We start from the raw sequence: 22309 nt of genomic DNA on the forward strand, positions 1-22309 counted from the left end.
GGCCCCACCCGACGACGTCGGGTGGGGCCCTCACCACAGGGACGCAGTCGTGACTAACCCTCGAAGCCGCGCAGTCGTTCCATCTCCCGGCGGTCGCGCTTGGTGGGGCGGCCCGTTCCCCGGTCGCGTACGCCGGCGGGGGCCACCGCCTCGCGGGGCGGTGGGGGAGGGCTGTTGTCGACGTAGCACTCGACGGCCACCGGTGGACCGACGCGCTTGCGGATGAGGCGTTTGACGATGACGACGTTTTCGCGGCCGTCCGCATGACGCAGGCGCACCTCGTCGCCGACGTGCACGCCATGAGCGGGCTTCACGCGCTCGCCATTGACCCGCACATGGCCGCCTTTGCAGGCCGCCGCACCCATGGGGCGGGTCTTCACCAGACGGACGGCCCAGATCCAGGCGTCGATCCGCACGGACCCAGGGCCTGCGGCACCGCCCGCACCCGCGTCCCCGCCAGAAGTCTCCGAAGCCATGCCCCGACTTTAGTGCCTGCCCGGCCGGGCAGGCGTGTGCGGCAGCAGTGCGGCATCCCCGCCCGCACGGCGAGCCGTTCGGAAACCGTTCGCCTCGGAGTCTGATAATTCGGGCTAATCACCACAAAGCAGAATGCAGACCAGCCCGGACCGGACCAGGTCAGCCCGGACCAGCCCGGACCAGCCCGAACCAGCCCGAACGAGACCAGATCAGACCCAGGGGTGCCGCCTATGAAGCTCGAAGCCACCGTCGATGACCTGATGGACACGTTGCGCGCCGACCTCGAACGGCTCGCCGCGATTCCCTCGATCGCCTTCCCCGGCTTCCCGGCCGCACCGGTCATCGAGGCGCACGATCTGCTGGTCGAGTTGTTGCGCGGAGCGGGCGTGCCGAGCGTCGAGCGGCTCGACCTGCCGGACACCTCGCCCGTGATCTACGGGGAGATCCCGCCGCCGACCCCCGAGGCGCCGACGGTCCTGCTCTACGGCCACTACGACGTCCAGCCGCCCGGTGACGAGAGCCTGTGGAAGTCGCCGCCCTTCGAGCCGACCCCGATCGAGGGCGGCCTGCGCGCCCGGGGCATCGCGGACGACAAGTCCAACGTCATCGCCCACCTGGGGATGCTGCGGGCCTACGGCGGCAGGCCGCCCGTCGGGATCAAGATCGTCATCGAGGGCCAGGAGGAGTACGGCAGCGCCTTCGACGACTATCCGCCCACCGATCCCGAGCGGTTCGCCTGCGATGCCATGGTGGTCGCCGACCTCGGCAACCTCCGCCCCGGCACGCCCACCCTCACCACCGCCCTGCGCGGCGCGTCCGAAGTCGTCGTGGAGGTGCGCACCCTCGACGAGCCGCGCCACAGCGGGGAGTTCGGGGGCGCGGCGCCCGACGCGCTGCTCGTGCTCCTCAAGGCCCTGGCCACCCTCCACGACGTACACGGAGACGTGGCCGTGGAGGGGCTGCGGCGCGAGGACTGGAGCGGCACGAGCTACACCGAGGACGAGTTCCGCTCGCTGGCCGGTGTGCGTGCGGGGGTGCCGCTCATCGGCAGCGGCAGCCTGGGCGAGCGGCTGTGGAGCGGCCCCGCGATCACCGTGATCGGCTTGGACGCGCCAAGCGTCGAACACGCCGCGTCGGCCGTGGTGCCGTACGCGCGCGCCAAGTTGAATCTCCGCTTCCATCCCCGTCAGGGCGCGAAGGAGGCGCAGGACAGGCTGGTCCAGCACCTGCGCTCGCTCACACCCTTCGGCGTCCACCTCACCGTCACGCCCGGCGACACAGGACCCGGCTACGAGGCGGCCACCGGCGGCCCCGCCTACCGTGCCGCCCGCGCCGCGCTCAAGGAGGCCTGGGGCAAGGACGCCTCGTTCGTGGCGACCGGCGGCTCCATTCCGCTGGTCAATGGCCTCGCGAAGGCGGCACCCGGAGCCGAGGTCCTGCTCTTCGGCGCCCAGGACAGCATGTGCAACCTGCATGCCCCGAACGAGCGCGTCCTCTTCTCCGAGCTGCGCAACACGGTCCTCGCCATGGCCGCCTTCGTGCGTGAGTACGCCGCCGGCTTCAGCGGCTCCGACGCCACATCCGACGCCACCGGGGAGAGCGGCGCATGAGTACCACCGCGACCGACCGACCCGGCACCGAAGAGCCCGAGCACAAACCGAAGTTCACCTTCCCCAGCGCCCTGACCATCCTCGCGATCGTCACCGTGGCCGTCTGGCTGCTCGCCTTCCTCATCCCGTCCGGCGCCTACGACCGCAACGACAAGGGCGCCCCCGTCGAGGGCAGCTACCACCGCGTCGACTCGGGTCAGAGCTTCGTCGACCGCCTCAACGACCTCTTCCTGGCACCGGTCAACGGCCTGTACGGGGTCCAGGACCAGAAGTCGGGCATCGTCGGGCCGGACATGGCCGGTGAGCTGTACGGAAGCGCGGGCGTGTTCCTGTTCGTGCTCGCCATCGGCGCGTTCATCACCGTCGTCTTCGCCACCGGCGCCCTCGACCGCGGCATCGGCCGCCTCGCCCACCGGCTGCGCGGGCGGGGCGCGATGCTGATCGCGGGCGTGATGGTCGTCTTCTCCGTACTCGGCACGGTCGAGGGGTTCGCGGAGGAGACGCTCGGCTTCTACGGCCTGATCGTGCCCCTGATGCTCGCCCTCGGCTACGACCGGATGGTCGCGGTCGGCGCGATCATCCTGGGGGCCGGGATCGGCGTGCTCTGCTCGACCGTCAACCCCTTCGCCACCGGAGTCGCATCCTCCGCCGCGGACATCTCCCTCGGCGACGGCATCGTGCTGCGGTTCGTGATGTGGGTCGTCCTGACCGCGGTCACCATCGCCTACGTCGTCCGCTACGCCAAGCGCGTACAGAAGAACCCGGAACGCTCCCTCACCGGTTTCCTGCCCGGCGACCGCGAGCAGACCGCGTCCGACGCGGGCGAGGTGCCGGAGCTGACGCGCCTGCACAAGGCCGTGCTCGTCCTGGTCGCCCTTGTCTTCGCCTTCATGATCTTCTCCGTGGTGCCCTGGTCGAGCGCGCTCACGGGCAAGGCCGACGCGACGCCATACGGCTTCGAACTCGGTTGGTCCTTCCCGCAGTTGGCGGCGCTCTTCCTCGTCGCGGCGGCGCTCGTCGGGTGTGTGGCACGGATGGGCGAGCAGCAGCTCAGCTCGACGATCATCCAGGGCGCGGCCGACTTCATCTCGCCCGCCCTGGTGATCGTGCTCGCGCGCGGCGTCACGGTGATCATGAACAACTCGAAGGTCACGGACACCGTCCTGCACTCCATCGAGGGTGTGGTGAAGGGGACGTCCTCCGGCCTCTTCGCGATCATCGTCTTCGTCGTGAACCTGCCGCTCGCCTTCCTGATCCCCTCCACGTCCGGCCACGCGACCCTCGCCATGCCGATCCTCGCCCCGCTCGCCGACTTCGCCGGGGTCTCCCGCTCGGTCGTCGTCACGGCCTGGCAGGCGGCGAGCGGCTGGATGAACCTCTGGGTGCCGACGACCGCCGTGACCATCGGTGGCGTCGCGCTCGCGAGAGTCGGCTACGACAAGTACCTGCGCTTCGTCTGGCCGTTGCTCGCCATCCTGTTGGTACTCATCTGCGCGTTCGTGGCGCTCGGAGCGGCTCTCACATGACAACGAACCTGTCCGCCGCACCGGCCCGGCCTTCGGCAGCCGCGTACCGCAATCTCGTGGTCGCCACGATCGGATTCACGCTCACCTTCTGGGCATGGGACCTGATCGCCCCGCTGGGCAGCGATTTCGGTGAGCGGCTCGGCCTCTCCTCGTTCGCGCAGTCCCTGCTGGTCGCCGTGCCGGTCATCGTCGGCTCACTCGGCCGCGTCCCGGTCGGCGCGCTGACCGACCGCTACGGCGCCAAACTGATGTTCCCGCTCGTCTCGGCGCTCACCATCGTGCCGGTCCTGCTGATCATTCCGGCCAAGGGCAGTTACGCAGCGATGCTCGCGGTCGGCTTCCTGCTCGGCCTGGGCGGAACGACGTTCGCGATCGGCATCCCGCTGGTCAACTCCTGGTTCCCGCCCGCGCACCGCGGCTTCGCGCTCGGCGTGTTCGGGATGGGAATGGGAGGCGTGGCACTGTCCGGCTACTTCACGCCGAGGATCGCCGGGCACGGCGACGACCTGCCGTTCCTGGTCGTGGCCATCGCACTTGCCGCCTTCGCGGTGGTCGGGGCGCTGCTCATCACCGATCACCCCGACCGGCCGGTGCCGACGAGTCCCCTCGCCACCCGTCTCGGCGAGGCGGGCCGGCTACGGGTGACGTGGGAGCTCTCCGCGCTGTACGCGATCGGCTTCGGCGGCATCGTCGCCTTCGGGGTCTACCTGCCCACCTACCTGAAGACCTGGTACGACCTCTCGCCCACGGACGCGGGCACGAAGGCCGCGGGGTTCGCTCTGGTCACGGTCGTCTTCCGGCCCATCGGCGGCTGGCTCTCCGACCGGATCCACCCGGCGACGGTCACCTCGTCCGCGCTGGCCGTCGTCGCGGTCCTCGCCATCGCGCAGGCCTTCGAGCCGTCACTGAACCCGGGCGGCACGATCTGCTTCCTGGTCATGGCGGCAGGCCTCGGCACGGCGAGCGGCGCCGTCTTCGCGCTCGTCTCGCAGGTGACGCCCCAGGCGCAGGTCGGTTCGGTGACGGGAATCGTGGGGGCGATGGGAGGCCTGGGAGGCTTCGTCCCGCCGCTGGTCATGGGGGCGATCTACAGCGCCAAGGGCTCGTACTCGATCGGCTTCATGCTGCTCTCGGATCTGGCGCTCGCGGGGTGTGTGTACGCGTACGGGCGTATGCGGGGTCTGCGGGCCGGGTAGCGCGGCGGAGCCAGGGTTCGGGCGGGGTGCGGTTCGGCTGCACCGGGGCTTCGCGGACCGTCGTCACCGGCTTCGCCGAGTTCGTCCTCGATCGCCGGGCGGGCTGAACGGGCTCACCCTGTGCGGCGGTTGAGGACAGCTTGTACGGGGTCTGGGGCGGAGCCCCGGGTAGGTCCGGGTAGGTCCGGGTAGGTCCGGGGCGCAGGCGCGGTTTTCGGGAAGGGGCGGGGCCGGGGGCTAGTCCTGTTCCTCCTCGCCGAAGAGATGCCGCACAGTCGACCGGTAGTTGGTCCTGACATGGGCCAGTGCCACGCTCCGTGCCCGCTCCGCATCCCCCGAGGCCACCGCCTCGTACAACTCCCGGTGCTCCGCGAGCAGGTGCGTCCACTCCTCGTTCCGCCGCGTCATCCACCGCAGCCGTCCGTCCACCGGCTCCATGACCGACGTCAGCAGTCCGTTGCCCGCCATCGCCAGGACGCGGTCGTGGAAGCGCGTGTTGATGTCCGTGATCGCCTCTGCGTCCGCCGTACGCGTCGCCTTCGCGGCGCTGTCGAGCAGGGCGGACAACTCCGCGAGGCCCTCCTCCGTGGCGCGCTGCGCCGCACGCCCCGCCGCGAACACCTCCAACGCCTCGCGCAGCTCGAAGAGTTCGGTCACGTCGGTACGGGTGAGGCGGCGGACCACCGTTCTGCGCGGGGTCTCGAAGGTGACAAAGCCCTCGGCGACCAGGGCCCGGATCGCCTCGCGGACCGGGACCCTGGACACCCCGAGGCGCTCGGCGAGCTCCCGTTCGACCAGGCGGTCGCCCGGGCCGAGGCGTCCGGCGATGATCTCCTGCCGTAGCCCGGCGAGCACGCGTTCACGTACGGCGGCCAGCGGCTGTTCCACGGTCGTCATGGTGTCCATCATTGCCGAACCCCGCATCGATTTACCGATTCGTAACCGTACGGACATTGCCGGGCGCCATCGGGGGCGGGAGCATGACGGAATCTTTGGTATACCAAACTTTGGTATACCAAAGCGCGCCGCACCTCCGTCCCCCTTCGCAGGAGGCCCCGTGTCCCTCACCCAGCGCGCCGACGCCGCCGACACCCCAGGCGCCGCGACCGATTTCGTGCCCGATCCCCGCCTCACCAACGAAGACCTCGCCCCCTCCGCCGAACGCAAGTGGAAGGTCTTCGACCTCTTCGCCCTGTGGATGTCGGACGTCCACAACCTCGGCAACTACACCTTCGCGGCCGGTCTGCTCGTCCTCGGCCTCAACGTCTGGCAGATCTTCACCTCGCTCCTCGTCGGCTTCCTGCTCATCTACGTCGGGATGAACATGATGGGGCGCATCGGCCAGCGCCACGGCGTGCCGTTCCCCGTCGTCAGCCGCATCAGCTTCGGTGTCTGGGGCGCCAACATCCCCGCCCTGATCAGGGCCGTGATCGCCATCATGTGGTACGGAATCCAGACCTATCTGGCCTCCATCGCGGTCAACGTCATGCTGATCGCCGCCTTCCCGGGGCTCGACGCCTGGACCGAGCACTCCTTCCTCGGCCTGCACGCCCTCGGCTGGTGCTCGTTCGTCGCCCTCTGGCTGGTGCAGGGGCTGATCATGACCCGAGGCATGGAATCCGTACGGAAGTTCCAGGACTTCTGCGGGCCCGCCATCTGGGTCGTGATGATCGCCCTCGCCGTCTGGATCCTCTGGAAGGCGGGCTGGACCATCTCACTCACCAGCACCCCGAACCCGGTCTCCACCGGTGAGCAGGTGCGGCAGTGGTTCGGCGCCATCGGGCTCATCCTCGCCACCTACGGCACGCTGATGCTCAACTTCTGCGACTTCTCGCGCTTCGCCCCCGACTACCGCACCGTCAAGCGCGGCAACTTCTGGGGTCTGCCCATCAACTCCACGGCCTTCGTGATCCTCTCCGTCATCGTCACCGCGGGCAGCCTGGAGGTCTTCGGCAAGGCCATCACCGACCCCGCCGAACTGGTCGCCGAGATCGGCAACACCTGGGTGCTGATCTTCGGGGCGCTCACCTTCGCCGTCGCCACGATGGGCGTGAACATCGTGGCCAACTTCGTCTCGCCCGCGTACGACCTGGCCAATGTCTGGCCGCAGAGGATCACCTTCAAGATCGGCGGGATCATCTCCACGGTCGCCGCGCTCCTCGTCACGCCGTGGAACCTCTACTCCAACCCCACCGTCGTGAACTACTTCCTCGGCGGCCTCGGCGCCTTCCTCGGGCCGCTGTTCGGGATCATCGCGGTCGACTACTTCTGGGTGAAGCGCGGGCGCATCGACGCCGAAGCGCTCTTCAAGGCCGAGCCGGGATCGGCGTACTACTACAAGAAGGGCGTCAACCCGAAGGCGCTCGCCGCCTTCGTGCCGACGGCGGGCTTCGCGGCCGTGTGCGCTCTCGTGCCGTTCTTCGACTACGTCGCGCCGTACTCCTGGTTCATCGGCACGGCCACGGCCGCGCTGCTCTACGCCGTGCTGTGCCGCGCCGAGCGGACCGCGGCGCTCACGGACACGGTGGAGGGCTAGTGCGCATCGTCGTCACCAACTGCAACACGACACAGGCGATGACCGAGGAGATCGTGCGCGGCGCCCGGGACGCGGCAGCCCCCGGCACCACGATCACCGGACTCACGCCCGCCTGGGGGCCGGAGTCCGCCGAGGGGTGGCTCGACAGCTATCTCTCGGCGGCCGCCGTCCTCGACACCTTGCGCGGAACTCTGCGCGCGGAGCAGGAGCCGTACGACGCCGTGGTCATGGCCGGGTTCGGCGAGCACGGACGCGAGGGCGCCCGGGAGCTCCTGGACGTGCCGGTCGTCGACATCACCGAGGCCGCCGCGCATCTGGCCTGTCTCCTCGGCCGCCGGTACGGCGTCGTCACCACCCTGGACCGGGCGCGCGGCCAGATCGAGGACAGCCTGCACGCGGCGGGCGTCGCACAGAACTGCGCCGCCGTGATCGGAACCGGGCTCGGAGTCCTCGACCTCGGGGACTCCGAGGCCACCGTCCGCGCCTTCCTCGCCGCGGCCGAGCGGGCCCGCGACGCGGGGGCCGAGGTCCTTGTGCTCGGCTGCGCCGGGATGACCGGGCTGCAGGAGAAGGTCGGTGCCGCCCTCGACATGCCCGTGGTCGACGGGGTGGCCGCCGCGGTGAAGCTCGCCGAGTCGCTCGTCGGACTCGGTCTGACCACGAGCCGCGCCGGTGGTTACGCCAAACCCCTGCCGAAGACTCGCACTTGGGCGCCGCCGTCGGAGTGATTCTTCGGGTGATCTGCCGCCTGACCGGCGGTGTACGAGGCCCCGCGGGGGCCCGGCGACCGCAGACTCCGGGGAATGCGCCGGGCCCATCCGGTGCCGAGCGACTTGAGGTGCCCGGTGTCGCAGCCGCCCTTCCGATCACCCGGCCGAGCCCGTCCCCGCCCTGGGGGTGCCGGCCCCCGCCTCGCCCGGCTTCTCGCCGCCGCGCTCCTGTTGAGCGCGGCGGCGTCCGGTGGCGCGGAGGCGGCCGGTGCCGCGCCGCGCGACGACGAAGGGCCCGCACCCGCGGCGACTTCCCCTCTGGCGCCTTCCGTCTCTGCTCTGGCACCTTCCGCTTCCGCTCTGGCGCCTTCCGTCTCCTCTCTGGCGCCCGCCGCTTCCGCTCTGGCGCCTTCCGCCTCCCCGCTGGCCCCCACCGCCTCCCCTCTCGCGGCCCAACCGGCCACGGCCGCCCCCGGCGCCGCCTTCTGGGTCGAGCCGGGCAGCGACGCCGCCCGCCAGGCCACCGCGTGGCGACGCCAGGGCCGGACCGCCGACGCCCGCCTCATCGAGCGCATCGCCGGGCGCCCGCAAGCCGTGTGGCTGCACAGCCCGGGGCCGGGCCCGGTGGTCCGCGCCGCCACGGAGGCGGCGGCCGCGGCGCGCCGGACCGCGGTACTCGTCACGTACTTCATCCCGCACCGCGACTGCGGTGACTACTCCGGAGGCGGGGCGGGGAGCGCGGGGGAGTACCGGCGGTGGATCGACGAGTTCGCCGCGGGCATCGGTGACCGCGCCGCGTACGTCGTCGTCGAACCGGACGCCGTCGCGCAGAAGATCGCGGGCTGCGCGAAGGCCGACGCCCGCGAGCGGTACGGCCTTCTCGCCTACGCCGTCCACCGCATCAAGGCGCGCCCGCACACCAAGGTCTATCTCGACGCGGGCAACTCGGGCTGGATCCCCGACGAGAACCGCCTGGTCGCCCCGCTGCGATACTCCGGTATCGCCAAGGCCGACGGCTTCGCCGTCAACGTGTCCAACTACCAGACGAACGATGCCAGTTCGGCGTACGGACAACGCCTCGTCCGAGCACTCGGCGGCGCCAAGCACTTCGTCGTCGACAGCAGCCGCAACGGCAACGGGCCCTATACCGGCGGGGGTGGCGAAGCCTGGTGCAATCCGCCCGGCCGCGCCCTCGGCACCCCGCCCACCACCGCCACCGGCGTCCCCGCGCTCGACGCCTACCTGTGGATCAAGCGCCCCGGCGAGTCCGACGGAACCTGCCGGGGCGGGCCGCGGGCGGGGCAGTGGTGGCCGCAGTACGCCCTTGGGCTCGCGAGCAGGGCGCGGGGCTGAAGCGCTCTGACCAGGGGGTGACGGCCTACTCCTGGGTGACGGCCTACTCCTGGGTCGCGGCCCCCTGGGTCGCGGCCTCCGGGACCACGGCGTCCGGGACCACGGCCGTGGCGGTGATCTCCACCAGCTGACCGGCGTAGCCGAGACACGTGGTGCCGAGCAGTGTCGAGGTGTGCGGCCCCTTCGCGAGCAGGTCGGAGGCGCGGACGACCTCCCACGCCTCGCTCAGCGGGCCGGGCTCGTCGCTCACGACGTACACCGTGCTGGCCACCACCTGCGTCAGGTCGCTGCCGATCGCACGCAGGGCCTCGTCGAGGTTGTCGACGACCTGCCGGGTCTGGCGCACCACGTCACCTTCCCCGACGAGGTTCCCCTCGGGATCGAGCGGCACCGAGCCCGCCATGAAAGCGAGCTTGGTGCCCGCCTCGACGAGGGCGGCATGGGCGTATCCGGGCGGCGGGAAGAGGGTGGGCACGACGGTGCGGTGAGTGGTGGGCATGGGCCTGATCCTGCGGGAGGCGGGCGGCCCGGCGCATCCGGATTTCGCCCGGGGTCCCGCAGGCACCCGTCCCGGGGCGGGTGACCCGGCCGCTGGCCTAGGCTGGCGTGCGGGAATGATGTGGATGATGTGCCAGTGACTGAGGGTGAGCGGTGTGGTGAACGTGATGGCAGGGGCTGTCGCGGCCACTGATGCCGCCACCGCCGTGCCTCCGTCCCCGTCCCTGCCTCCTACCGGTCGGTTCGGGGAGCTGGTGCGCTCCTGTGCCGCTGTCTTCCTGCCGGCTGAGGTGCCGAGGGAGGGGCGGATCGCGTTCTGGGCGCCGGAGGGAGAGCCGCCCGCCGGGCTTTTCGGCGCTGGGGCCGGGGCTGGGGCCGGGTCTGAGCCCGATGAGGGCGGGGAGCTGCCCGGCGCGACGCGGGGTGAGATCGCGGTCGTACGCCCCCACGGCAAGGGCGTCCGTACGCGTACCGTCCCCGCGCTGATCCTGCCGGTCGCGGAAGCCGCCCCGCTCCTGCTGCGCGCCGGGCCCGCGCACCCCGCGGTGGCCTGCTGGGCCGCTGCCGCCCGGCACGCCCTGCACCTGGCCGCGCGGGGCAGGCTGCTGCCCGGCCTGACCGGCGGCGACCTGGACGCGTGGCGGGCCGGGCCGCTGGACGCCGCCGATGTCACGCAGCTGCGGGCGATCGCCGCCGCGCTGCCCGCGGAGGCGCACGCCGTACCGCTGCCCGGCAGCAAGCCCCTCCTGCTTCCCGAGCCGCTCGCCCTGGTCAGGGCCTTCGTCGACGCGGTGGTGGACACCCTGCCGCGTACGCCAGCCGCGGCGCACGCGGTTGGCGCGCCTTTCGCCGCGCGCGAGCCGCAGCGGCTGCCGGGCGCGCGGGAATGGGCCGCGGAGGCGGCGGCCGGGATGGACGCCGGGGTGCGGGTGTCGCTGCGGCTCGACCTGCAGGCGCACGAGGTGTTCGACGGGGCCTCGGACGATGTGCGCGACGCCACGTCCGGTGACCGGGACGGCGGTTCAGGCGAGAGCGTGGCGAGCCCGGCGGCGGCCGTCGTGCAGGTGCACAGCCTCGCCGACCCCACTCTCGTCACGGACGCGGCCCAACTCTGGTCCGGAGCCGACCACTTCGGCCCGCGTGCCCGCGTGGACACCCTGCTCGCGGTGCGGCGGGCGGCCCGCGTATGGTCACCGCTGGCCCGCCTCCTGGAACGGCCGCGCCCCGATGTACTGCCGCTGAGCGAGGGCGAGTTGTACGAACTCCTCGGAGTGGCGGCGACCCGGCTCGGCGCGTCGGGGGTGGCCGTCCACTGGCCCAGGGAACTGATCCGCGGACTGACCGCGACGGCCGTCGTGCGCCCCGCACCCGGCACGGCTGCGGACAACTTCGACTTCTTCAAGACCGAGCAACTCCTTGAGTTCCGCTGGCAGTTGGCGCTTGGTTCCGGCGGCGGTGACGGTGACGGAGACGGCGATGGGGCCGGGGCCGGGAGTCAGGACCCTCTCACCGAGGCGGAGATGGACATCCTGGCGGAGGCGCACCGCCCGGTCGTACGCCTCCGTGACCAGTGGGTCCTGGTCGACCCCGAACTCGTACGCAAGGCCCGCAAAAGGGATCTCGGCCTCCTGGACCCGGTGGACGCGCTGTCCGTCGCGCTGACCGGGGCGGCGGAGGTGGACGGCGAGCGGGTCGAGGTGGATGTGACCGGCGCCCTGGCCCGGCTGCGGGAACGCCTGACCGGCGACCTGCACCCCGTCGCTCCGCCGCCCGAGCTCGCCGCGACCCTCCGTGACTACCAACTCCAGGGCCTGGCCTGGCTGGACCGGATGACATCGCTCGGCCTCGGTGGCTGCCTCGCCGACGACATGGGCCTTGGCAAGACGGTCACCCTGATCGCCCTCCACCTGCACCGGGCCCGCCCCGAACCGACCCTCGTGGTCTGCCCGGCGTCGCTCCTCGGCAACTGGCAGCGGGAGATCGAGCGGTTCGCGCCGGGCGTCCCGGTGCGCCGCTTCCACGGCACGGGCCGCAGCCTGACCGGCGACATCGAGGGCGGCTTCGTCCTGACGACGTACGGAACGATGCGTACGAGTGCGCCCGAACTCGCCGCCCAAGCATGGGGTTTGGTGGTCGCGGACGAGGCGCAGCACGTCAAGAACCCGCACGCGGCGACGGCGAAGGCGCTGCGCACGATCCCCTCTTCGGCACGCGTGGCCCTCACCGGCACCCCCGTCGAGAACAACCTCTCCGAGCTCTGGGCCTTGCTGGACTGGACGACGCCGGGCCTCCTCGGCCCCCTCAAATCGTTCCGCGCACGACACGCCCGTCTGGTCGAGGGCGGCGAGGACGACGAGGCGATGGCGCGCCTGGCACGCCTGGTCCGCCCCTTCCTGCTGCGCCGCAAGAAGTCCGACCCGGGCATCGCCCCGGAACTGCCTCCGAAAACGCAGACGGACCACCCGGTGACGCTCACCCGCGAACAGGCATCGCTCTACGAGGCGGTCGTACGCGAGACGCTCGCCCGCATCGAGGCGTCCGAGGGCATCGCGCGCAGGGGCCTCGTCATGAAGCTGCTGATGGCGCTGAAGCAGATCTGCAACCACCCGGCGCAGTACTTGAAGGACGGCGAGATCGCGACACGCGGGGGCCGCTCCCGCTCGGGGAAACTGGAACTGCTCGACGAGCTCCTGGACACGATCCTGGCGGAGGACGGCGCGGTGCTCGTCTTCACGCAGTACGTGGAGATGGCGCGCCTCCTCGAATCGCATCTGTCGCGGCGCGGTATCGGCACGCAACTCCTGCACGGTGGTACGCCGGTCCCGCGCAGGGAAGAGATGGTGGACCGCTTCCAGTCGGGCGAGGCCCCGGTGTTCCTCCTCTCCCTCAAGGCGGCGGGCACGGGCCTCAACCTCACCCGGGCGGGCCACGTCATCCACTACGACCGCTGGTGGAACCCGGCCGTCGAGGAACAGGCCACGGACCGCGCCTACCGCATCGGCCAGACCCAGCCGGTGCAGGTCCACCGCCTGATCACGGAGGGCACGGTGGAGGACCGCATCGCCGAACTCCTCGCGGCTAAACAGGCGTTGGCGGACGCGGTACTGGGCGGCGGCGAGTCGGCGCTGACGGAACTCTCGGATGCGGAGCTGGCGGATCTGGTGTCGTTGCGGAGGATGGCGTGAGGGGCGACAGCGGCGCCGGCACCGGTCGGACCGACCGCACAGGGGCGAGCGGCTCCAGTCGCACGGGCGGCGCCGACCGCCGCACGGGCAGGACAGGGGCGACCGGCGCGACGGGCGCGACCGGCAGGTCAGGGGCGACAGGGGCAACCGGCAGGTCAGGGGCGACGGGCGCGACCGGCAGGACGGGGGCGACGGGCGCGACCGGCAGGACAGGGGCGACAGGGGCGACCGGCAGGACAGGGGCGACAGGGGCGACCGGCGGTGCCGGGATGACCGCCGCCCGCCTCGCCAACAACACCGGCCGCGTCTTCCCCCCGCTCCCTCAACACCCCGACCCCCACGCCCCGTTCGCCACCTCCTGGTGGGGCAACGCCTGGATCGGCGCCCTGGAGGGGACGTCGCTCGACGCGGGGCGCCTGGCGCGCGGGCGGGCCTACGCCCGTGAGGGGCACGTCGACACGATCACGGTCGCACCGGGCCGCATCGTGGCCTACGTACACGGCAGCCGCCCCCGCCCCTACCGCGCCGAGATCCGCATGCGCACCCTCACACCGGAGGACTGGGACAGCTTCCTGGACGCGGTGGCCACCGAACCGGCACACATCGCGGCGCTCCTGGACAAGGACATGCCGCACGCACTGGTGGCGGCGGCGGACCAGTCCGGCACTCAACTCCTCCCAGGCTCAGGCGACTTGGTCCCGTCCTGCACATGCCCCGACCACGGCCGCCCCTGCAAGCACGCGGCAGCGCTCACCTACCAGACGGCGAGGCTGCTGGACGCGGACCCCTTCGTACTCCTCCTCCTGCGCGGCGGAGACGAACAGGTGCTGCTCGACGAGCTGGCCCAGCGCAACGCGCACCAGGCGGCCCGCGAGCAGGCCGCCAAGTCACCAGGTGCGACCGGCGTATCCCTCCCCGGCACCCTGGCCCGCGACGTCCTGGCAACGGACCGCCGTCCGCCGCTCCCACCCCCGCTCGCACCCCCCGCCCACCCGGGCGAGCCCCCGCTCCTCCCCTCCCTCCCGGGTGCCCCCGACCCCACATCCCTGGAGTTCCTGGCCACGGACGCGGCGAACAGGGCTCACGCGTACTTGACCACCGGCGCGAACCCGCTCCCGGCGACCGACCCCTGGCACGACGCGATCCGCCTGGCCGCCTCCCACCCCGGCCTCACGGGCCGCCGCAGCTTCAGCCGCCAATTCGCCGAACTGGCAAGGGCGGTGGACCACACCCCCGCCGACCTCTCCCGAGCGGCGGCGGCCTGGCGCCAGGGCGGCGAGGAGGGCCTCGCGCTCCTCGAATCCCCCTGGGACCCCCCGGCGGGCCCCTTCGACCGGGCCCGGGGCGCCCTGATCACCGCGGACCTCCCCCGCATGACGATCCACCACAACCGCCTCACCAACGCCTCCGGCTCCCTCCAGCTCCGCTACGGCCGGGACGGCCGCTGGTACCCGTACCGAAGCGAGCCGGGACAGGACGACTGGTGGCCGGAGGGAGAGCCGGACGAGGACCCGGTAGGCGCGGTAACAGACCTGATCACCCCCTGACCGACCACAAGGCCCCCCCCGGGTGGCGGCCGCCGACGCCATTTGCAGAAAAGTCCCGCCGCCACCCCGTGGTTCACGGCGTGGCGGCGGGACTTTTCTGCGATCCACCGACTTATGGGTGGGGGGCGAGGGGGGTGCGCTCTTGGTTGGCTTCTGGGAGTTGACCTGGGGCGTTGGATCTCCATCCCGCCTTTGACGAATGCATATGCGTAGCGTCAGTTGCTGGATAGAGTCGTCTCGTCACAGTTGGTTGTGGGGACAACCGAAGTGTCCTTCGGCTGCCAATGTCCTGGGGAGGGCCTGCAGCAAATGAGTCGTCGTTCTACCGGTCTTGTCGGCGCGTGGGCTGAGGTGCAACGCCAGCAGCAGCGCCAGTCGGAAGCCGAGGCCAGACAGCGGAGGCAAGAAGCGCAGCAAGCACGGGCCTACCAGCGCCGAGCTGCTCAGAGCCACCGCGAGTACAGGCAGGCGGACGCGCTGCGTCGCACGGAGGATCTGGACGCGGAGGTAGCAGCACTGCAGAGCCTTCTTGCCTCAGGTTGCGACGCTCCGGCTTTCAGGGACTCCTCACTCATGCGGGCCGAGGACGTTCCGCCCTTCGCTCCAGGGGCGCTGGCGCAGCCGACGCCCATGCCCGATGCCGGTCAGTACCAAGCCCAGGGTGGTTGGACCGCGAGTCGCCGGGCCAATGCGCAGGCCGAGGCGCGGGCGCGGTTCGAACAGGACCTGCGGGCCGCACAAGCGGCGGAGACTCACCGACAGCGGCAACTGGCCGCGTATCAGGGTGAGTACCGACAGTGGGTCGACTCCCAGCTGGCCGAGGTGCGTGAGCACAACGCCGGCGTGGTCGCGATATCCGAAGGCGTGACGCGCCGAGACCCCGACTCCGCGGTCGAGTACTTCTCGGCTGCTCTCTTCTCGTCGACGGCGTGGCCTGAAGCCTTCCCGCGACAGGTAGCGGCGGCGTACGACTCCGCTGCCCGCCAGCTGGTGCTCGACTGGGAGTTGCCCGCCTACGACATCGTCCCCGCGATCAAGTCCGTCCGGTACATGTTCGGGATCGACCAGGACAAGGAATCCCCCCGCCCGGAAAGCCAGCGTCGGGCCCTGTACAAGGAGGTTCTCGCGCAGTGCATGCTGCTCGTCCTGCACGAGCTCTTCGCCGCGGACGAACAGGGTGCGCTGGAGTCCGTGGCCCTGAACGGATTCGTCGATGGGCACGACCCCACGACGGGCCGACCGGGCCACATCTTCCTCGCGACGGTCATGGCCTCACGCACTTCGTTCCGTGACCTGCGCTTGGCGCAGGTGGATGCGGGCAGTTGCCTGGCCGGGGCCTTGAGGGGGCAGCTCTCGACAAGGCCGGACCAACTCACACCGGTACGGCCGAGCCGTCGGCCGCAAGACGTCGGGAACCGCGTTGTCGCCCACGGCAGCGATGACGAACCGGACCTGTACGACATGGATCCGGTGGAATTCGAGAATCTCGTCGCTGACCTCTTCCGCGCCATGGGGATGCAGGCAGTGACGACCCAGCGCTCAAGCGACGGCGGGGTGGACGTCGACGCGCTGGATCCGGCACCCATCCGAGGCGGCAAGATCGTCGTACAGGTGAAGCGCTACCGCAACACGGTGCCGCCCACCGCCGTGCGTGACTTGTACGGGACCGCGCAGGGCGCCGGCGCGAACAAGGGCGTCCTGGTGACGACGTCCGGGTTCGGCCCCGGCTCGCATACCTTCGCCAACGGCAAGCCGCTGGAACTCATCTCGGGCACGGAACTCGTCGACCTGCTGCACCGTCACGGACTGCGCGGACGCTTGGGAGAGGGCGGTCGTCGGACCTCACCGCAGCCGACCCCTCCGGAGCCGAACACTCGGCTCCCGGACGACTACAACGTCCTGGGAATGTCGTGGACCGGAAGCGTCGCCCTGGACGTGTGCGCGCTCGTCTGTCATGGCGATCGCGTCCTCAGCGACGAGCACTTCGTCTTCTACAACAACCCACAGACTCCCGATGGCTCCGTGCGCGCCCTTCCCGCGGCGGGACCTGACAAGGCCGCGATCTGTGTCGCCTTCGACGGGCTGCCGGCGGAGGCCGATCGGTTCGTGCTGGTGGCGGCCATCGATCCGGAGGTCAACCCGGACGCGGATCTCTCCGGCTTCACAGACGCCCGCATCCGGCTGCTCGATCCGGCGATGTCGGAGCTGGGACGGCTTGAGGTCTCGGACGGACGACCGGTCGAAACCGCATTGGTACTCGGTTCCTTCCGTAAAAGGGCCAGTGGGGACTGGGAGTTCGTCCTTGGCGGCAAGGGCTACCGGGGCGGCCTTGAGGAACTCGTTCAGGACTACGGCATCGACGTGGACTGGATCAGCCTGGGGCAGTGACTAGATCAGCCTGGGGCAATAGGCGAGGTCTGCGAACACGGCTTGATGATTCAGGTCGAGCCGTGCCCGAAGACCTTCGGGTCCTGTGGTCGCGGGCCCGCGTCGCTGGCCGGTCAGGGCTGAGGGCTGCGGCTTTCGCTGTGCTCGGGGCGGCGGGTCCACAGGGATACGTCACTGCTCGTCGCGACGGCGATCGTCTCTCCGGACGGAGAGAAGCCGAAGGCTCGAAGTTCCGAGTACGTGGAGTGGAAGATGTGCCACCACTCCTCTCCGTGCGGGCCGGAGTGGGGGAGTCCGCCGTCGCCCGAGAGGATCACACGATCGTTGGGCCAGGACGGGGTGAGTGCCTCCAGGGTCCAGCCGTCCTCTGTAGTGGTGTGCAGCCCTCCGCCGAAGAGCCCTGCGATGCGTACGCGGCTGCCTGCGATCGGTCCGAGTCCGGGGCAGGTCAGATCAGCGACCGCGTCGGGGGTGCTGTCCTCGTCGTCGGGGTCGCGGTCCCTGGCGATCTTCTCCCCGGTGACGGCGTCGAAGAGACCGTGACCGTCATGGGAGACGACCATCACCAGGTCATGGCCGCTCTCCGGGTGCGACGCGAAGCCGATCCCGAGGAGTCCGCCGACAGGGACGCCGTACTTGTATCCGAAGACGAGCCGCCAGGGCTCGGGCGCGGGCACCACGGGAGCGGCGAGGAGCCGCTCCCGCAGGGCCTGTTGGTACGCGGAAAGCGCCTGTTCAGGAACGAGGTGTTCCACCGAATCCGCCCTCTTGGGTCTGTTCATCGTCTCCGCATGATCTCGCTTCGGCGGCCACCGCGTGCGACCGGGCGGCTGACTCCGCGTCGCGGCGCGGGATGCTCGGGACACAGGCGGGGCGGCGTACGCCGTGACGCGCAGGGCCGCCTCGGGCTGACTGACCGGTTTGCCGCCGTGAGCGGTGCGATGTCGTTCGCTCTTCAGCGCCTTGAGCCGGACAACTAGGCCCTGGCGCGATCCGGTTGTTCACAGGACGCCCACCAAGCGTCACATCACGGAAATACGTCTGTTCCTTCCTCTCCAAGAACACCGTTTACCGTTGACCACAAGCCCAGGCCGATGTCGTCCGGCGGTATACGTACCCGTTCCGAACATGTACCTGTTCCGAACGCGTACCCGTTCCGATGACGACAGGAGCATGTGAACCCGGTGATCCCGCGCGCTGCAGCTTCCCTTCCGCCCTGGCTCGGTCATGCCCTGCGTACGCAGCGTGGGCCCGTGCCGTGGCACGCCGTGGTGCGGGGTGCGCTGGCCGCCGGGCCGTCGCTCTGCGCGGGTGTGGTCGCCGGGCGGGTCTCCCTGGGGGTTGTGGCCGCGCTCGGGGCCATGCTGGCCGGGATCAACGACAGGCCGGGGAGTCGGCGTGTCGCCGTCCGGCGGCTCGGGGCGCCCGCGCTCGCGGGCGCGGGCGGGATGCTCCTGGGCGCCTACGTCGCCGATCGCGTCGGAGGGTCGTATCCGCTGCCCCTGCTGTTCGCGGTGCTCGGCCTGCTCGCCGGTGCCTTCAGCGCCGTCGGGCCCGTCGCTTCGGCCGGCGGCACGCAGCTGCTCGTCGCCGCCGCCATCGGGGCCGGGATGCCGTTGCCCGAGCCCGGGTGGCAGCGCGCGCTGTTCTTTCTCGCCGGGGCGGGGTGGCTGCTCCTGCTGAGACTCCTGCTGCCTTCGCCCTCGCCCGGCAACGGGTGGGCCGGTGGCGGTGCCGGTGGCGGACTTCCCTATCGCCTCGACGGCGAGCGTGCCGCCGTCTGCGCCGTGTACGAAGCTGTCGCCTCGCTCCTGGACTCCGCGGGCACCCCCGACTCGACCGCCCGCCGTGCCGCCCTCACCGCCGCACTCGACCAGGCACAGGACGCCCTCTCGGGGCCGCGTCTTCGGCGGCGCGCCAGTTCGGCGGCCGAGCGGCGGCTGCACGCGCAGTACCGTGCCGCGCTGCCGCTCGGCGAGGCGGCGACGGCGCTCGCCTGGGCCGATGAGCCGCTCCCCGAGCGTGCCGGCGAGGGCCCGCGCCGCCTCGCCGCGGCCATCCGCGACGGCGTTCCCTGCGGGCCGCTGCCCGCGCCCGCCCGCTCCGGCGCCGGGCTCCGTGCCCTCGACGACGCGCTGCTGCACGCCGCCGAGGCCTTCGACGGCGGCACCGCCAGGCCCCCGCACGGGCGCGGGCGCGGCCCCGTCGACGTACTGCGCACGGCGATCGGCCCCGGCGGGCGCGAGTACGGCGTGCGGGTCGCGCTCTGCTTCGGGGCGAGCACCGCGGTCGCGCAGGCCCTGCACCACCCGCACTGGTACTGGCTGCCCGCCACCGCCGTCTTCCTGGTCAAGCCCGACCTCGGGCCGCTCGTCTCGCGCGTCCTGTGCCGCGCCCTCGGCACCGTCCTGGGCGCCGTCCTCTTCGCGGGGCTCGCCGCCCTGCTGCCGCGGCCCGCCGGGCTCGTCGCCGTCGTCGCCGTGTGCGGTGCGCTGATCCCCGTCGCCACCCGGCACTTCGCCGCCCAGACCGCCGTCGTCACCGTCCTCGTCCTCGCCCTCGTCATGGTGGGCGGCGAGCCGCAGGCCTCCTGGGGGCGGATCGGCGAGACGCTGCTCGCCTGCGGGATCGTCCTGCTCGTCGGGCATCTGCCCTGGCCGGTGCAGCGCGGCGGCCGCGTACAGGACCGGCTGTCCGCCGCCCGTGAGTCCGCGCACGCCTACCTGCGCCACGTCCTGAGCGGCGCCCGCGACGGTGGCCCGGCCGACGCCGAACACCGTGCCGCCCGCTGGGCCCTGCGGCGCGATGCCTACCGGACGCTGGCCGAGGCCCGTGCCGCGATCGACCTCGCGGCCGCCGAGCTCCCCACCCTGGCGCGGCACTCCGCGGGCTCGGAGCAGGTGGCGGTCACCCTCGAACGCCTCGTCGACACCACGACCGCCTGCGCGGTGCACGTCGACGACACGGGCCGCCTGCCGCGGCGGCACGCGGAGCGCATCGACGCGCTGCTCGCGGAGCTCACCGCGGTGGCCTGACCGACCCGGACGGCGCGAGCGCGCCTCAGAAGTCCACGCGCAGCCTGTCGTCGAGCCGCGCCACCGAGTCCTGCGCGTACTTCTTCACGTAGTCCTCGCGGATCTCCTCGATCAGGGCGTCGCTCTTGTGCGCCCGCGACGTCGGATACAGCAGGATCAGCTCGTACGAACGCTCCCGCTCGATCTTGCCGTTCGAGTCCCGCCACTGGCCGCGGCCGTCCTGCACGGTGAGCCCGTCGGGGAACGACGGCGTCACCTCGACATCGATGAACTTCATGAACTGCTTGTCCGTCACATCGGGTCCGCCGTCCGGGCGTTCGGTCCCGAAGAGGAGGCGGGTTTCCGTATAGGCGTCGCCCCGCGACACCTGGGTCGTGGTGGTCGTGCCGGGCGTGCGCGTGGTCGTGTCCGTGTCGAGCGAGGCGTACGCGGCCGGGGCGCCGACGGCGAGCACCGCGGCGACGGACGCGGTCACGGCGAGGCGGGTGCGGGAGATGCGGGAGAGGGCGAGGGGCATGGGGGCTGATCCCTTTCTGTGGCTGTTCCGCGGGGGCAGATCAGTTTCTACGGGGTGTTTCTACGGGGCGTTTCTACGGGTTCCGCGAGCGGACGGTGTTCTGAGTACGTTGATCCATAACCGGCGCAGACGGTAGCGGACTCGCCGCGACCCCCGCCCTTTCCCTCGTGGCCGCACGGCTGGATATCTCTCCTCTGCCGTAAATCGCCGTCTTCCCATACGCCACTCAACTCCCATACGTTTCATCAGAATTGACCGGAGCGGTGGAGGGGACAGCTGACATGAGGGCACGTACAGGGACAGGGACAGGGACAGGCCTCGCGATGGCGGTCGCGGCGGCCGGCGCGCTGGCGCTCGGAACCGCCGGGTCCGCGAGTGGTTCCGCGTCCGCCGCCAACGATCCGGCGCCGCAGTCGCCGTACGCCTCCACCACCGGTGTCGGCGTCCACAACGCCTATGAGAAGTCGAAGTTCCCGTACTTCGCCGACGCGCTCGACTCGGGCGCCGGGATGCTCGAACTCGACGTGTGGACCAATGTGTTCGGCAGCGGCTGGCGGGTCTCGCACAGTAACCCGGTCGGCAACGACAGCAACTGCGAGAACGCCACGAGCCCGGCCGAATTGCGCACCAAATCGCGTGATCAGAGCTTCGCGGGCTGCCTCTCGGACATGAAGAGCTGGCACGACGCCCACCCCGGCCACCGGCCCATCCTCCTGAAGGTCGAGCTGAAGGACGGCTTCCAGGGGAAGAACGGTCGCGGACCCGCCGACCTTGACGCCCTCCTGACCAGCAAGCTCGGCGACGCCGTCTACCGCCCAGGACAGCTCACCGCAGGGCACGCCAATCTCGACGAGGCCGTACGGAGTGACGGCTGGCCCCAGCGGAGCGCCCTCGCGGGGAAGTTCATCGTCGAGCTCATTCCCGGCACCGTCGAGCAGAACAACCCGCTCGACACCCTGTGGACCGACCGCGAGTACGCCACGCATCTGCGCGACCTCGCGGCGGCCGGGCGCCTCGGTGAGGCCGCGGCCTTCCCCGCCGTGCTCGGCGCCGAGGCGGGCGACCCGCGCGGGCGGTACACGGACGCGGCGATCCGGCCCTGGTTCGTACTGTTCGACGGGGACGCGTCCAAGTACGCGGGCGGCACCATCGACACCAAGTGGTACGCCGACCGGCGCTATCTGGTCGTCATGTCCGACGCCCACAACGTCGCCCCGGCCATCGACTCCGTGAACGCGACCGAGACCCAGGCCCGGGACCGCGTCGCCCTGCTCGCGCGCGGCAACGCCACCATCGTGTCGTCGGACTGGTATCCGCTGCCGGGAGTGCTCTCGACGGTGGTCCCGCGCGGCTGAGGCTCAGCCCGCGGGCAGCACCGTGTGCACAAGCGCCGTCCCCGGCGCCGTCCGCCCGCCGGGGCCCGGCGTGTGCGTCACCGTCCCCGCGGTCAGCTCCCCTCCGCAGTGCGCGCACGTCACGCGGGGCTCGGCAGGGTGGCCACAGGTGTCGTGGACGGGCAGCAGGGGCGGCCCTTCGCCGTCGGAGCGGTGGCGGTCGCCCCAGGTCATGAGGGTCAGGACGGTGCCGTAGAGCTCCTGGCCCGCGGGTGTCAGTACGTACTCGTGGCGGGCCGGGCGGGGCGGGTAACCCCCGCGCCCCCCCCCCCCCCCCGCCGGGCCGGGGTGGAGACGCGCCGCCCCCCAGTTGGGAGGCGAGCCCACCGGGGCCCCG

General features: G+C 71.4%; 17 protein-coding genes. 11 read left to right on the plus strand and 6 right to left on the minus strand.

Going from position 1 to position 22309, the window contains the following annotated elements:
* Window positions 1-53: 53 nt before the first annotated feature.
* Entirely contained in the window at window positions 54-476 is a 423-nt protein-coding gene (locus ACFVXC_RS27470) for an RNA-binding S4 domain-containing protein (RefSeq protein WP_389910054.1), read from the minus strand.
* Window positions 477-707: 231 nt separating this feature from the next.
* Between ACFVXC_RS27470 and ACFVXC_RS27475 the strand changes: the two genes are divergently transcribed.
* Genes ACFVXC_RS27475 through ACFVXC_RS27485 form a run of 3 tightly spaced genes read left to right on the plus strand, consistent with a single transcriptional unit; the run spans window position 708 to window position 4809 of the window.
* Window positions 708-2087 carry a M20/M25/M40 family metallo-hydrolase gene (locus ACFVXC_RS27475; protein WP_389910057.1) on the plus strand — a complete coding sequence of 460 codons (1380 nt, stop codon included), beginning with the start codon at window positions 708-710 and terminating at the stop codon, window positions 2085-2087.
* A complete protein-coding gene (locus ACFVXC_RS27480; protein WP_389910060.1) occupies window positions 2084-3613 on the plus strand; it encodes a YfcC family protein in 1530 nt (509 codons plus the stop codon). The genes ACFVXC_RS27475 and ACFVXC_RS27480 overlap by 4 nt, the downstream gene beginning before the upstream one ends.
* Window positions 3610-4809 (plus strand): MFS transporter, encoded by a 1200-nt coding sequence (locus tag ACFVXC_RS27485; RefSeq protein WP_389910063.1) that lies wholly within the window; start codon window positions 3610-3612, stop codon window positions 4807-4809. The genes ACFVXC_RS27480 and ACFVXC_RS27485 overlap by 4 nt, the downstream gene beginning before the upstream one ends.
* Before the next feature lie 237 nt (window positions 4810-5046).
* Here the strand turns inward: ACFVXC_RS27485 and ACFVXC_RS27490 are convergent, their stop codons facing one another.
* On the minus strand, window positions 5047-5706 hold the full coding sequence (locus tag ACFVXC_RS27490; RefSeq protein WP_389910066.1) for a GntR family transcriptional regulator: 660 nt from the start codon (window positions 5704-5706) through the stop codon (window positions 5047-5049).
* A 160-nt stretch (window positions 5707-5866) separates the two neighbouring features.
* Between ACFVXC_RS27490 and ACFVXC_RS27495 the strand changes: the two genes are divergently transcribed.
* The 3 genes from ACFVXC_RS27495 to ACFVXC_RS27505 all read left to right on the plus strand — a co-directional run bounded on the left by ACFVXC_RS27495 (window position 5867) and on the right by ACFVXC_RS27505 (window position 9408).
* Window positions 5867-7345, plus strand: a complete 1479-nt coding sequence (locus ACFVXC_RS27495; protein WP_389910068.1) for an NCS1 family nucleobase:cation symporter-1 — start codon at window positions 5867-5869, stop codon at window positions 7343-7345.
* A complete protein-coding gene (locus tag ACFVXC_RS27500) occupies window positions 7345-8073 on the plus strand; it encodes an aspartate/glutamate racemase family protein (RefSeq protein ID WP_389910070.1) in 729 nt (242 codons plus the stop codon). Before ACFVXC_RS27495 ends, ACFVXC_RS27500 begins: the two co-directional genes overlap by 1 nt.
* 321 nt (window positions 8074-8394) lie before the next feature.
* Window positions 8395-9408, plus strand: coding sequence for a glycoside hydrolase family 6 protein (locus ACFVXC_RS27505; RefSeq protein ID WP_389910615.1), 1014 nt, complete (start codon window positions 8395-8397; stop codon window positions 9406-9408).
* Between the two features lie 43 nt (window positions 9409-9451).
* Here ACFVXC_RS27505 and ACFVXC_RS27510 read toward each other — a convergent pair whose 3' ends face one another.
* Window positions 9452-9907, minus strand: a complete 456-nt coding sequence (locus ACFVXC_RS27510; RefSeq protein ID WP_389910072.1) for a RidA family protein — start codon at window positions 9905-9907, stop codon at window positions 9452-9454.
* Window positions 9908-10073: 166 nt separating this feature from the next.
* On the opposite strand from ACFVXC_RS27510, the gene ACFVXC_RS27515 reads away from it, so the two are divergent.
* The 3 genes from ACFVXC_RS27515 to ACFVXC_RS27525 all read left to right on the plus strand — a co-directional run bounded on the left by ACFVXC_RS27515 (window position 10074) and on the right by ACFVXC_RS27525 (window position 17026).
* The gene (locus ACFVXC_RS27515) at window positions 10074-13091 is read left to right on the plus strand and encodes a DEAD/DEAH box helicase (protein WP_389910075.1); all 3018 of its coding nucleotides are present in this window, start codon (window positions 10074-10076) and stop codon (window positions 13089-13091) included.
* Complete coding sequence (locus ACFVXC_RS27520; protein ID WP_389910078.1) at window positions 13088-14638, plus strand: SWIM zinc finger family protein; 1551 nt, start codon at window positions 13088-13090, stop codon at window positions 14636-14638. Before ACFVXC_RS27515 ends, ACFVXC_RS27520 begins: the two co-directional genes overlap by 4 nt.
* A 309-nt stretch (window positions 14639-14947) precedes the next feature.
* Entirely contained in the window at window positions 14948-17026 is a 2079-nt protein-coding gene (locus ACFVXC_RS27525; RefSeq protein ID WP_389910080.1) for a restriction endonuclease, read from the plus strand.
* A 113-nt stretch (window positions 17027-17139) separates the two neighbouring features.
* Here ACFVXC_RS27525 and ACFVXC_RS27530 read toward each other — a convergent pair whose 3' ends face one another.
* Entirely contained in the window at window positions 17140-17808 is a 669-nt protein-coding gene (locus tag ACFVXC_RS27530; RefSeq protein WP_389910083.1) for a hypothetical protein, read from the minus strand.
* A gap of 405 nt (window positions 17809-18213) precedes the next feature.
* Between ACFVXC_RS27530 and ACFVXC_RS27535 the strand changes: the two genes are divergently transcribed.
* Window positions 18214-20061: an FUSC family protein gene (locus ACFVXC_RS27535; RefSeq protein WP_389910618.1), complete on the plus strand. Its 1848-nt coding sequence runs from the start codon at window positions 18214-18216 to the stop codon at window positions 20059-20061.
* A gap of 25 nt (window positions 20062-20086) precedes the next feature.
* On the opposite strand, the gene ACFVXC_RS27540 is transcribed toward ACFVXC_RS27535, so the two are convergent.
* Window positions 20087-20578 (minus strand): DUF3574 domain-containing protein, encoded by a 492-nt coding sequence (locus tag ACFVXC_RS27540; RefSeq protein ID WP_389910086.1) that lies wholly within the window; start codon window positions 20576-20578, stop codon window positions 20087-20089.
* 281 nt (window positions 20579-20859) lie between these two features.
* On the opposite strand from ACFVXC_RS27540, the gene ACFVXC_RS27545 reads away from it, so the two are divergent.
* Window positions 20860-21933, plus strand: a complete 1074-nt coding sequence (locus ACFVXC_RS27545; RefSeq protein WP_389910089.1) for a phosphatidylinositol-specific phospholipase C domain-containing protein — start codon at window positions 20860-20862, stop codon at window positions 21931-21933.
* A gap of 3 nt (window positions 21934-21936) precedes the next feature.
* On the opposite strand, the gene ACFVXC_RS27550 is transcribed toward ACFVXC_RS27545, so the two are convergent.
* Window positions 21937-22309: winged helix-turn-helix transcriptional regulator (locus ACFVXC_RS27550; protein WP_389910092.1), on the minus strand; the 373-nt coding region annotated here is incomplete at its 5' end.

Origin of the sequence: Streptomyces sp. NPDC058257 (assembly GCF_042881845.1) — a bacterium.
Lineage (GTDB): Bacteria > Actinomycetota > Actinomycetes > Streptomycetales > Streptomycetaceae > Streptomyces.